The 12,521-nt window shown below is 74.2% G+C and carries 9 protein-coding genes; 2 read left to right on the top strand and 7 right to left on the bottom strand.

The window, feature by feature from the left end; all coding sequences use genetic code 11:
- Positions 1 to 47: 47 nt before the first annotated feature.
- From smpB to ftsE, 4 genes are all read right to left on the bottom strand, one after another.
- Positions 48 to 524, bottom strand: a complete 477-nt coding sequence (smpB, locus tag ACGF12_RS17045; RefSeq protein WP_393029952.1) for an SsrA-binding protein SmpB — start codon at positions 522 to 524, stop codon at positions 48 to 50.
- Between the two features lie 7 nt (positions 525 to 531).
- Positions 532 to 1,731 (bottom strand): S41 family peptidase, encoded by a 1,200-nt coding sequence (locus ACGF12_RS17040; RefSeq protein WP_393029949.1) that lies wholly within the window; start codon positions 1,729 to 1,731, stop codon positions 532 to 534.
- A gap of 113 nt (positions 1,732 to 1,844) precedes the next feature.
- On the bottom strand, positions 1,845 to 2,756 hold the full coding sequence (ftsX, locus tag ACGF12_RS17035; RefSeq protein WP_350741098.1) for a permease-like cell division protein FtsX: 912 nt from the start codon (positions 2,754 to 2,756) through the stop codon (positions 1,845 to 1,847).
- A gap of 76 nt (positions 2,757 to 2,832) precedes the next feature.
- Entirely contained in the window at positions 2,833 to 3,522 is a 690-nt protein-coding gene (gene ftsE / locus ACGF12_RS17030; RefSeq protein ID WP_380611500.1) for a cell division ATP-binding protein FtsE, read from the bottom strand.
- A 349-nt stretch (positions 3,523 to 3,871) separates the two neighbouring features.
- Between ftsE and ACGF12_RS17025 the strand changes: the two genes are divergently transcribed.
- Positions 3,872 to 4,066, top strand: coding sequence for a hypothetical protein (locus ACGF12_RS17025; RefSeq protein ID WP_329929192.1), 195 nt, complete (start codon positions 3,872 to 3,874; stop codon positions 4,064 to 4,066).
- Positions 4,067 to 4,232: 166 nt separating this feature from the next.
- Here ACGF12_RS17025 and prfB read toward each other — a convergent pair whose 3' ends face one another.
- The 3 genes from prfB to ACGF12_RS17010 form a co-directional block, all read right to left on the bottom strand.
- Positions 4,233 to 5,348, bottom strand: coding sequence for a peptide chain release factor 2 (gene prfB / locus ACGF12_RS17020; protein WP_393029944.1), 1,116 nt, complete (start codon positions 5,346 to 5,348; stop codon positions 4,233 to 4,235).
- Between the two features lie 58 nt (positions 5,349 to 5,406).
- Positions 5,407 to 6,660: a serine/threonine-protein kinase gene (locus ACGF12_RS17015; RefSeq protein WP_393029941.1), complete on the bottom strand. Its 1,254-nt coding sequence runs from the start codon at positions 6,658 to 6,660 to the stop codon at positions 5,407 to 5,409.
- 194 nt (positions 6,661 to 6,854) lie between these two features.
- Entirely contained in the window at positions 6,855 to 8,693 is a 1,839-nt protein-coding gene (locus tag ACGF12_RS17010) for a protein kinase (protein ID WP_393029938.1), read from the bottom strand.
- 343 nt (positions 8,694 to 9,036) lie between these two features.
- On the opposite strand from ACGF12_RS17010, the gene ACGF12_RS17005 reads away from it, so the two are divergent.
- Entirely contained in the window at positions 9,037 to 11,976 is a 2,940-nt protein-coding gene (locus ACGF12_RS17005) for an FtsK/SpoIIIE domain-containing protein (RefSeq protein ID WP_393029936.1), read from the top strand.
- Positions 11,977 to 12,521: the final 545 nt, after the last annotated feature.

Raw genomic sequence — 12,521 nt, 5'->3', positions numbered from 1 at the left:
GTTGCTTGCGCCATAGTACGCGAGGCGACGGGCGAGGGTCCAGCTGATTAACGCTGGCGCCGCCGGGCCGCCGCCACCGCGCGGGCCGTCTCGCGGGTGTCCTGCTTCTCGCGGAGCGTCTGGCGCTTGTCGTACAACTTCTTGCCGACCGCGAGCGCGAGTTCCAGCTTGACCCGGCCGTCCTTGAAGTACAGCGACAGCGGGACCAGGGTGTGGCCGGCGTCGCGGACCTTGGTCTCGATCTTGCGGATCTCCAGCTTGTGCAGCAGCAGCTTGCGCTTGCGCCGGGCCGCGTGGTTGGTCCACGTCCCCTGGGTGTACTCGGGGATGAAGACGTTGTCGATCCACGCCTCGTGGTTCTGGACGTAGGCGTAGCCGTCGACCAGGTTGGCCCGCCCCTCGCGCAGTGACTTCACCTCGGTGCCGGTGAGCACGAGGCCGCACTCGTAGGTGTCGAGGATCGTGTACTCGTGTCGCGCCTTCTTGTTCTGCGCGATCAGCTTCTGTCCGGTTTCCTTTGCCATAACGCGGTCATTCTCGCACTTCGGGGCCCGGTCGGGCAGCTGCTTTAGGCACGGGGGTGGCGGCGCCCTGGGCCCGGGTGCCGAGCCCGGCGAGGACGCGCAGGGCGAGCGCGTCGGCGTCCCGGCCGACGGCGGCCGGGACGTCCGGGGTGAGGCCGGTGCCGTCCAGCGAGCGGCCGGCCGGGGTGTAGTAGCGGCCGACGGTCATCTCCAGCACGGCGCCGTCGGCGAGCCTGCTGGGCTGCTGGACGGTGCCCTTGCCGAAGGTGCGGGAGCCCACCACCACGGCGCGGCTGCGGTCCTGCAGGGCGCCGGCGAGCAGTTCGGCGGCGCTCATCGTGCCGCCGTCCACCAGCACCACCAGCGGGGTGCGCTGGTCTCCGCCCGGCGGGGCGGTCAAGTCCCGCTTCTCGCCGCGCTCCTGGTACGAGCCGACCGCCCCGCCGTCCAGGAAGATCCCGGCGGTGCCGACCGCCTCGTCCACCAACCCCCCGGAGTTGCCTCGCAGATCGAGCACCACGCCGGTGTGCGGGGCGCGCAGCGCCGCCCGCACCTGCTCGGCCACGCCGCTGGTGAAGGCCCGTACGGTGATCCGCAGGTCCCCCTTGTCCAGCCGCTCGGCGGTGACCTGCTGGCTGTCCAGCAGCACCCGCCGCAGCCGCAGTTCGCGCACCTGGCCGTCGCCGCGCTGGACGGCCAGGGTGACCTCGGAGCCGACCCTGCGCTCGCCGCCCTGTCCGCGCAGCCGGGCGACCACCTCGGTGACCGGCAGGCGGTCGGCCTGGTCCCGGTCGATCCGCAGCAGCCGGTCGCCGGGGGCGATCCCGGCCTCGGCGGCCGGTCCGGACGGGGTGACCTGGGAGACCGCTGTGACGCCGTCCTCGCCGCGGCCGACCGAGAGGCCGACGCCCAGGTAGCGGCCGTCCAGGCCCTGGCTGAACTCGGCGTACTCCTGGGCGCTGTAGTACGCGCCCCAGCGGTCGCCGCCGGCCGCCAGCAGATGCTCGGCCTGCTGCTCGGACAGCGCGGCGCCCGCCGGGTCCACCGGGAGCCCGGCGGCGGCCGGGGCGAGGTCGGCGGAGGCGCGGTGCGGGGGCGGCGCGCTCGGGTCGCCCCAGGCGCCGGTGGCGGCACCGGCGATCAGCACGGCGCCGAACACCAGGCTGAGGGTGGCCACCTGACGTGCCCTGCGCGGAGTTTGCAGCATGGCACCGGAGTGTAGACACCGCATCGCGCGCGGCGGGCCGGAACGGCGGACCGTGGAACGGCGACGGCCCCGGACGGCGCAGTGCCGTCCGGGGCCGAAGCATCCGGTGGGGATCAGACCTTGAGGTACTTGCGCAGCGTGAAGAACGCCGCGATGCCGGCCATGCCCATACCCACCACGATCAGCAGCGGGATCACCGCGAGCACCGAGCTCAGGCCGATGAAGTGGATGAACTGCACCCGGTCGGCCAGCCAGTGCTGGACGAAGAAGTGCCCGCCGAGCAGCAGGCCCGAGGCCATCACCGCACCGAGCAGCGCCGCGAACGCGGCCTCGGCGATGAACGGCATCTGGACGTAGAAGTTCGAAGCACCGACCAGGCGCATGATGCCGGTCTCGCGCCGCCTGCTGAACGCCGACACCCGGACGGTGTTGACGATCAGCAGCAAGGCGACGAAGAGCATCAGCACCATGATCACGAAGGCCGCCGTCTGGAGACCGTTGAGCAGGCCGAAGAGGTTCTCCAGGATCTTCCGCTGGTCCTCGACCGACTTGACGCCGGGCTTGCCGGCGAAGGCGCTCTGGATGACGTCGTACTTGGTCGGGTCGTTGAGCTTGACCCGCCAGGACTGCGGCATGGCGTCCGCGCCCAGGACGGAGATGAGCGGGTTGTCCGGGTTCATCTCCTTCCAGTGCTTGTACGCGTCGGCGGAGCTCTCGTAGGTGGAGGACTGCACCACCGAACTCATCTTGTCCAGCTGGTCCTTGATGTCCTGGACCTGCTGGTCGGTGGCCGCCCCCTTGTCGCACTGCGGCGAGTTGCGGGCGTCCGCCTTGGTGCAGAAGTAGATGCTCACCTCGACCTTGTCGTACCAGTACCCCTTCATGGAGTTCACCTGGTCGCGGACCAGGAGCGAGGAACCGGCGAGGGCGAGGGAGAGCGCGACACTGACCACGACCGCGATGGTCATGGTCAGGTTGCGTCGGAGACCCACACCGATCTCCGACAGGACGAACTGGGCACGCATGCGGAAACAACTCCAGGGTCGGTACTGCTCGGTCTGGCTGTTCGGGCCGGCGGCCCTACGGGTCAGCGCTGGTGGGTCAGTGCTGGTAGCCGTAGACGCCGCGGGCCTGGTCGCGGACGAGCAGCCCCTTGTCGAGTTCGATGACTCGCTTGCGCATCTGGTCGACGATGGCCTGGTCGTGGGTGGCCATCAGCACCGTGGTGCCGGTGCGGTTGATCCGGTCGAGCAGCTTCATGATGCCGACCGAGTTCTGCGGGTCGAGGTTACCGGTGGGCTCGTCCGCGATGAGCAGCATCGGGCGGTTCACGAAGGCACGGGCGATCGCCACGCGCTGCTGCTCACCACCGGACAGCTCGCCCGGCATGCGGTCCTCCTTGCCGCCGAGGCCGACCAGCTCGAGCACCTCGGGCACCACCTTGTTGATGGCGCTCTTGGGCTTGCCGATCACCTCCAGGGCGAAGGCGACGTTCTGCGAGACCGTCTTGTTCGGCAGCAGACGGAAGTCCTGGAAGACGGTGCCCAGCTGGCGGCGCATGTGCGGCACCTTCCAGTTGGACAGCTTGCCGAGGTCCTTGCCCAGCACGTGCACCGCACCGGTGCTGGGGCGCTCCTCGCGCAGGCACAGGCGCAGGAAGGTGGACTTCCCCGAGCCGGACGAGCCGACCAGGAAGACGAACTCACCCTTCTCGATCTCCAGCGAGACGTTGTCCAGGGCGGGACGGTTCTGCTTGGGATAGGTCTTGGAGACGTTGTCGAATCTGATCACGGCTGCATCACGGAGGCCATCCTAGGCGGCGCCAGTCCTTGGTCGGTCCGCCCCGGAGGCCCGGTCCTGGGGCGGGCGATGGGAGCGCGGAGAGCCGCTCCCGGTCTGGGACCATACGCGAATCGGCGGCCGGCCCGCAGGGGCGGCCCAGGGCAGCGGTCGAAATCTGGGGGAGAATGTCTGGTTATGCCCTGAATATTGCGAGCCATCTCACAGCCCGGGAGCCGGAACCGCCAGAACCTGGCAGAGTGGAGGTGGCGACCGTGTTCGGCCGCTCCCCCGTACAGGGCAGGAAAAGGAACCAAAGCCCCGTCCGGCGCGTTGGCTGTAGCAGCGAGGAGGAGATCGCATGACCTGCGACCATCTGGTGTGCGCCAACTGCAACGGCCGCGTCAGCGAGGGGCGTTGCCCGGTGTGCCGCGCCAACCGGGCCCGACTGCAGGAGCAGCAGGGGCCGTTCGCCGCGCTCTCCCCCGCGATGCTGCTGGCCCTGCTGGCCGGTCTGCTCGCGGTGGCGCTGATCGCGCGGCAGGCGCTGGCCTGAGGACCGACGAGGCACGACGTACGGAGAAGGCCCCCGACCGCTGCGGTCGGGGGCCTTCTCCGTGTCCGGGTGGTGTCCGGCGCTTACTCGGCGCCGGCCTCGCGCTGCTCGCGCCAGCGGATCCCGGCCTCGATGCTGTGCTCGATCTTCATCGAGGCCGAAATCCTCACGCCTCGTTGGCGGTCTCGCGCTGCTTCCTCCAGCGGATCCCGGCCTCGATGAAGCCGTCGATGTCGCCGTCCAGCACGGCCTGCGGGTTGCCGGCCTCGAACGCGGTGCGGACGTCCTTGACCATCTGGTACGGGTGCAGCACGTAGGAACGCATCTGGTTGCCCCAGGAGCTGCCGCTGTCCTTGAGCGCGTCCATCGCCGCCTTCTCCTCCTGGCGGCGCCGCTCCAACAGCTTGGCCTGGAGGACGTTCATCGCGGACGCCTTGTTCTGGATCTGCGAGCGCTCGTTCTGACAGGAGACCACGATGCCGGTCGGGATGTGGGTGATGCGCACCGCCGAGTCGGTGGTGTTGACGCCCTGGCCGCCGGGGCCGGAGGCGCGGTAGACGTCCACCCGCAGCTCGCCCTCGTCGATGTCCACGTGGTCGGACTGCTCGACGACCGGGAGCACCTCGACACCGGCGAAGGAGGTCTGCCGGCGCCCCTGGTTGTCGAACGGCGAGATGCGGACCAGGCGGTGGGTGCCCTGCTCGACCGAGAGGGTGCCGTAGGCGTACGGCGCCTTCACGGTGAAGGTCGCGGACTTGATGCCGGCCTCTTCGGCGTACGAGGTGTCGTACACCTCGGTGGGGTACCCGTGCCGCTCGGCCCAGCGCAGGTACATGCGCATCAGCTGCTCGGCGAAGTCGGCGGCGTCCACGCCACCGGCCTCGGCACGGATGTTGATCAGCGCCTCGCGGGCGTCGTACTCGCCCGACAGGAGGGTGCGGACCTCCAGCTCCTCGACCGCCTTCTGGAGCGAGACGAGCTCGGCCTCGGCCTCGGCGCGGGTGTCCGCGTCGTCCTCGGCCTCGGCCAGCTCGAACAGCACGCCCAGGTCGTCGATTCGGCTGCGCAGGCCCTCGACCCGGCGCAGTTCGCCCTGGAGGAAGGAGAGCCGGCTGGTCACCTTCTGCGCGTTCGCGACGTCGTCCCACAGGGTGGGGGCGGCTGCCTCCTCCTCCAGGACCGCGATGTCGGCCCGGATCTTGTCCAGGTCGAGGACGGCCTCGATCGACCCCATGGTCGTATCGAGGTTCTTGAGCTCTTCGGAAGGATCGACGGCTGCCACGCCCCCCAGGGTAATGGTTCCGGGAGTGGTCATGACGACACCCCCGTCCAGGGGCGCGCTACGGCGCCCGCGGGGCGGTGCTGTGCACGGCCGGTCGGGCCGGGTGGCCGCGGTCCGGCCCGGTGGCCGCGAAGGCCGTCCAGGCCGCGGCGGCGCCCGCCAGCAGCAGCACGGTGGCCAGCAGCACGGCCAGCAGCCGGCGGCGGCGCAGCAGGGCCTGACGGTCCCGGCGGTGGCCGGGGGCGGCGCGCTGGGCGCGGGACTCGGCGGCGTACGCGGCCAGCTCCTCGGCCGAGGGGCGGCGCAGGCTGGTGTGGGTGTCCCGGGTGGAGTCCGGGGCGACGCCGGGCACCAGCGGGACGGCCGGGCCGCGGCGGCGCTTGTGGATGCCCGGACCGGCGTCGACCTCGGCGTAGACGGCCTCGCCGGGGCTCAGCTGCTCCTCGGCCGGGGCGCGGCCCTGGGAGGGCACCGCCAGCACCGGCAGTCCGGCCAGCGAGGGCAGCTGCTCGCGCAGCCGGGCCGCCAGCTCGGCGGCGCGCAGCCGGGAGGCCGGGGCCTTGGCCAGGCACTCGGAGATGATCCGCCACAGGCCGTCCGGCAGGCCGGGGATCGGCGGCACCTGCTCGGTGACGTGCCGGCGCAGCACCGCGCCGGTGTGGCCGCCGCCGAACGGGGTGGAGCCGGCCAGCAGCTCGTACAGCACGGTGGCGAGGGCGTAGATGTCGACGGCGGCGCGCGGCTCCAGGCCCTCGATGATCTCGGGGGCGAGGTAGTCGGGGGTGCCGATGATCCGGGTGGCCCGGGTGCGGCGCGGGGCGTCGACCAGGCGGGCCACGCCGAAGTCGGTGAGCTTGGCGCGCGGGGCGCCGCCGGGGCCGGGGGCGGCCGCGAGGTCGAGCAGGACGTTCTCCGGCTTGACGTCGCGGTGGACGATCCCGGCCGCGTGCGCGGCGGCCAGGCCGTCGGCGACGTCGGCGATGATCGAGGCGGCGGTCTGCGGCGGGAGGGCGCCGTCGCGCTCCAGCCGGGAGCGCAGGTCGGTGCCCTGGACCAGCTCCATCACCAGGGCGAGGTCACTGCCGTCCACCACCATGTCGCGCACGCCGACCACCCGGGGGTGGTCGAGGCTGGTCAGCGCGGTGCGCTCCTGGACGAAGCGGCCGACCAGCACCTGGTCCGCGGCGAGGTCCTCGCGCAGCAGCTTGACCGCCACCGGGCCGTCCGGCCCCTCACCGAGCCAGACCGTCCCGGCCGAACCCCGGCCGATCACCTGGTGGACGGTGTACCGGCTGCCGATCTTGCGTGCCAATGCTGCTCCGTGGGCGGCGCGGGAGCGCTCCGGGGGTCCGGGCGCGCTCGGTGGGGCGGGACAACAGCGACCAACCTACGCGCCCCGACCCCCTGCGCGGGCCGCCTGACCGCCCCCGGGCGGGACTCCGGGGCGAGAAATCTCGCGAATTGTCGACAAAGCGTCAATCCTGCTGCCCCGGAGGCGATCCGCGCCTATTTGCCGAAGACGCTGCTCACCCAGTCCCGTGCCGAGTCCCACCAGCCCACGACGTTGTCCCAGTAGTGCGGCAGCGGGGTGAACTTCCACAACGCCAGGCCGGCCAGGCCCAGCACCAGCAGCACCATCAGGCAGCCCTTGAGGCAGCCGAGCCCCGGGATGTACATCCGGTTGCGGCTGCGCGGACGCCGCTCGCGCGGCGGGGCGGGCTCACGGCGGGGCGGCGCGGGCGGCTCCTCCCGGCGCTGCGGCGGCTCCCGGTGCTGCGGCGCGGGCGGCTCGGCCCGGCGCGGCACCGGGGCGGGCGGGGGCGGGTAGGCGCCCTGCGGCTGGCCGTAGCCCGCCGGGGGCTGCCGGTAGCCGCCCTGCGCGCCCGGGGCGCCCTGGCCCCGCTGGCCGCCCTGGCCTCCCTGGCCGACCGGACCGCCCTGGTAGGGCGGCGGGGCGACCGGCGGGCGCTGGGAGTAGCCGGGCGGCGGGCCCTGGCGGCGCTGGTCCGGGCGGTAGCCGGCCGGCGGCTGCGGCTGGTAGCCGGGCGCGCCCTGGCCGGCCTGGTAGGGCGGCGGGGCGACCTGCGGGTCCTCGAAGTCCTCCGGGCCGAAGTAGCCGACCTGGGTCTGCTGGTTGCGGTCGCGCGCCGCGCGCAGCTGGGTCTGCCACGGGTGCGGCGCCTCCTCCTGCGGCCCTGCGGGCGCCCCGGGCGGGGGCGGGGGCACGGCGGTGGGCGGCATCACCTGGGTGCGGTCCTGGCCGCCGTACGGGGGCGCGGGCGGCGGCTGGGTGCCCATCACCCGGGTCGCCGCGGCCGGGTCGTACTGCGGGCCGCCCGGGGGCGGCGGCAGCACCTGGGTGCGGTCCTCGGCACCCGTCCCGCCCGGTCCGGTCGGGACGGCCGACAGGGTGCCGGGGACGGTGGTCGGCTGCGGGTCGGGCAGCAGCAGGGCGGCGACCGCCAGCGCCTCGTCCACCGCCGCCGGGGAGGCGTGCACGCCGACCCCGGCCGCGACCACCCGCAGCGCGCGGGCCAGCGAGGTGGCGCTCGGCCGCTGGGCCGGGTCCTTGCGCAGGCAGCGCTCGATCACCGTCCAGAGCGGCTCGGGCATGGTGCTGGGCCGCTGCGGCTCCTGCGCCAGGTGGGCCTGGAGGACGGCCAGGGCGCTGTCGCCCTGGAACGGCTGGCGGCAGGTGACCAGCTCGTACAGCATGATCCCGGCGCCGTAGACGTCCACCGCGGAGGTCTGCGCGCGGCCCTCGGCGGACTCCGGTGCGACGTACGCGGGGGTGCCGACGAACTCGTGGGTACGGGTGACACCCGGGGAGTCGGCGAGCCGGGCGATGCCGAAGTCGGTCAGCATCGGGTGCATCTGCTCGGTGCCGTCCACCAGGACGGAGGCGAGCAGCACGTTGGCCGGCTTGAGGTCGCGGTGGACGATCCCGTCCGCGTGGCTGGCCGCCAGCGCGTCCGCGACCTGGGCCATCAGCAGGGCACCCGCGATCGGGCTGAACGGGCCGTTGGCGCGCAGGTAGCGGGCCAGGTCGGGGCCCTCCACCAGGTCCATCACCAGGGCCAGCAGATCGCCCTCGACCACCAGGTCGCGGACCCGGACGATGTTCGGGTGGGTCAGCCGCAGCAGCAGCGAGCGCTCGCGCAGGAAGCGCATCACGACGTCCGGGTCGGCCGCCAGCTCCTCGCGCAGCACCTTGATCGCCACCTGCTGCCCGGGCTCACTGCCGGGCACCTGGACGTCCGGTCGCACCAGGCCGCGCCAGACGGTCCCGGTGGCACCCCGCCCCAGGGTCTCCTCAAGCACATACTTGCTGCCGACTGGCCGCACCTGTCGCACTCCTCGCCGTGCCGCCCGCGCGGGGCGCTCCTCCGCCGGTGCGGTGAGCCTGCCGGGCCCGTGTTTGCGGCCACTCTAACGGTGTCCGTTCAGGTTTCTGAGGTGACCGGCGGACCATCCGAGCAGGGTTGGGGGACATCCCCTAGGGGACTGCCCCGACGCATCCCGGGGGACCGGCCGGAGCCGCTCGCCGGGGCCCGCCGCGGAGCCGTCACGGCGGCGGTTGACCTGACTCCCCGTCGCCTCCACCATGGCGATGATCGCAAGATCGTCAAATCCGGTACGGTGCGCGGACTGTCCACGCCGGATGGCAGGATGGACACTCGCCACTCGTGTGGCCCAATGGGTCGCCGCGACCGCCCGGTGCGACCGCGACGACACCGGGCAGCGGTACCAGGCATCACACCAGCAGAAGGGACCCGCGGGCGAGATGCAGATCCGGCTGACCGTCCTCCGACCGCGCAGCGGACCGACCGCCGCCGGCGCCGCCATCCCCTACGTGGACGTGCTGGTCACCGCGCCCGTCGGCACCGCACTCGGCGCCATCGCGGGCGCGCTCGCGGGCGCCGTGGGCGTGCGCGGGCCACGCGCCGCGACCCATGTGCACCTGTACGCCGGGGCGCACCGGGTGGACGAACACACCCTGCTCGGCCACCCGCCGCTGCTCGACGGCGCCGTCCTCAGCCTCAACGAGCCCGACCCGACCGCCGACGACCCCGGCGACACCACCGCCGCCGCCGAGCTGCGGATCGTCGGCGGCCCCGACGCCGGCGGCGTCCACCGCCTGCACGGCCGGGAGATCCGGATCGGCCGCTCCGGCGAGGTCGACGTCCCGCTCGACGACCCGGACGTCTCCCGGCTGCACCTCGCCCTGCACCTCGGCGAGGACGGCCGGATCGCCGTCCGCGACCTCGGCTCCACCAACGGCACCACCCTGGACGGCCGACTCGTCCCGCCCGGCCCGGCCGAGGCCGCCGTCCCGCTGGAGAGCGGCGCCCTGCTGAGGATCGGCGAATCCACCCTGCAGGTCTTCGAACCGACCGGGGAGCCCGCCCGCGCCGCCCTGCCCGACGGCAACGGCCACCTCCAGCTCGCCGCCCCCGGCCCGGTCCGGCCCGCGCCGCCCGTCATCGAGCCGCCCGCCGCCCCCGAGCCCACCCACGGGCGCGGCCTCGGCCTGCTCTCACTGCTGTCCGGCCGCACCGCCGAACCGCCCGAGGAGAGCGCCGAGCGCCACCACGCCGCGGTGCGGCTGCGCCAGGCCGCCGCCCAGCGCGAGCGCTGGCCCGACCTCGCCACCGTGCTGCTCAACGCCGTCGGCCCCGGCCCCCGGCTCTGGGAGCGCGGCCCCGGCCACCCCGACGCGCTCACCCTGCGGCTGGGCACCGCCGACCGCCCCGGCGGCCCCGGCACCACGCCCGGCACCATGCTGCCCGCCGTCCCGGTCACCCTCGACCTGCAGACCGCCGGCAGCCTCGGCCTCAGCGGCCCGCGCGAACGCCTGGACGCGCTCACCCGCGCCGTCGTCGCCCAGCTCGCCGCCCTGCACCCGCCGACCGGGCTGAGCCTGGTCGTGGTCGACGCCGACCCGGCCCGCAGCCCCGAGGACCGCGTCGACACCTGGGCCTGGGCCCTGTGGCTGCCCCACCTGCGCCCCGCCGAGGGCCAGGACTGCCGACTGCTGCTCGGCCTCGACGACGAACAGGCCACCGCCCGGCTGACCGAACTCACCGCCCGGCTCAGCGGCCCCACCGGCCTCGGCGGCCACCCGGCCACCGTGGTCGTGGTGGACGGCCGCCCGGCCACCGAGGACGCCCGGCACGCGCTCGACCTGCTGCTGCGCCAGGGCCCGGCGGTCGGCATCTTCCCGATCTGCCTCGCCGAGCAGCCCGAGCTGCTCCCCCGCGGCCTCGGTGCCACCGCGCTGATCACCGGCGAGGTCGGCACCCACCTGTCCATCGACCGCCCGGTGGCCCGCGGCCGGGAGACCCTGCACGAGGTCTCGCTGGACGCCGTCTCCGACGCCTGGGCCGAACGGCTGGCCCGCGTCCTCGCCCCGCTGCGCGAGGCCACCCCGGCCGCCCGCGGGCCGCTGCCGGACGCGCTGCGGCTGCTCGACCTGCTCCAGCTCGACACCGTCACCCCGGCCAAGCTGTCCGCCCGTTGGGCCGCCCACGCCGGCGGCATCGGCGCGGCCACCGCGCTGCTCGGCACCACCCGGGACGAGCTGTGCACCCTCGACCTGGCCGACCCCGAACTCGCCCTCCCCTCCCCCGACCCGGGCGGCCCGCACCTGCTGATCGGCGGCGCGCGGGGCTCCGGCAAGACCGAGCTGCTGCGCACCCTGGTCGCCTCGCTCGCCGTCTCCGAACGGCCCGAGCGGCTGACCGTCACCCTCATCGAGGGCCGGGCCGGCTCGGACGGGCAGGACGGCCTGGACGGCTGCACCGAGCTGCCGCACGTCATCGGGCGGGTCAACGCCGCCGCCGACCCGCGCGCCGCACTGCTCGCGGCCGAGGCCCTGGAGGACGAACTCGCCCTGCGGGAGCGGCTGTTCGACGGGCTGGACTTCGCCTCCTGGCACGCGGCGCGCATCTTGGACGGCCACAGCCTGGACGGGCACGGCCTCGACGGCCAGCGCCTGTCCGCGGACCGCCCGCAGGTCCCGGTGCCCGCCACGGTCGGCGCCGCCTCGACCGGCGGCCCGCGGATCATCCAGCCGCGCAGCTCCTCCGACGCCCGGCCGGCCGCCTCCCCCGCCGACCCCGCCCCGGCCCGGCTGGTCGTCGTCGTCGACGACTACGAGGCCCTGCTCTCCCCCACCTCCCCGGCCGGCCGCCCGCTGGCCCGCGCGCTCGCCGCCGTCGCCCGGCGCGGCGGCCCGCTCGGCATCCACCTCGCGGTCGCCACCGGCCGTCCGGAGGAGAGCGCCGGCACCGAGGTCGACGAGGCCGCCCTGCTCCGGATCGCCCTGCGCACCGACGACCCGGCCGACTCCGACCTGCTGATCCACCTCGGCGACGCGGCCGCCCTCCCGGAGGACACTCCCGGCCGCGGCTACCTGCGCCGCCCCGACGGCGGCGTCACCGCCTTCCAGACCGCCCGGATCAGCGGCCGCATCCCCCGCACGGCGACCCTGCGGCCCACCGTCGTCGCGATAGACCCCCTCCAACTCGGCGCCCCGCCGGCCCGCCGCCCGGTCCGCGAACTCGGCAACGGCCCCACCGACCTGGCCCTCCTCGCCAGCGCCCTCCAACGCGCCGCCTCGCGGTAGGCCCTGCGGCCCGCTCCGCGGCAACATTCAGCGGCAAGATCCGCTGAACGAACCTCTTACGGGCGGGCTCGTGCCAGAAGACACGAGCCCGCCCCAAGCTGCCCTCCCTGAGAGCGTCACCCCGTACTCGGATGACCTCGCCCGGACTCAGCGACCGCATGGCAGGTCCCCCAGGGACAGACGTAGCAGGCCGAATGAATGTCCAGAATCACCGCAGATGGAGATCTTCCGAGGGCGGGCCCGTGTCCAGAACACGGGCCCGCCCAAATGCTGGCTACCCCGCCCACAAACACAACAACTCACGGGCGGCCCGGCCGAGTCGGCCGGGCCGCCCGAAACGGATGCTGGACGGATAGCGCAACAGGTCCGGTGAGTGATCAACATAAACGACGAGCGGGCCCGCGTGCTTGCACGCGGGCCCGCTCGAACACCGGACGGGGGGGGGGGGGGGGGGGGGGGGGGGGGGGGGGGGGGGGGGGGGGGGGGGGGGGCGCCCCGGACGTCTTCCCGGGGGCCGCCCCCCCCCCCGCCCGCGCCCGCCCCCC

Source organism: Kitasatospora sp. NPDC048296, assembly GCF_043201815.1.
Lineage (GTDB): Bacteria > Actinomycetota > Actinomycetes > Streptomycetales > Streptomycetaceae > Kitasatospora.
The sequence above is the reverse complement of the archived record's forward strand: the minus strand, read 5'-3'. Positions and strand labels throughout refer to the sequence as shown.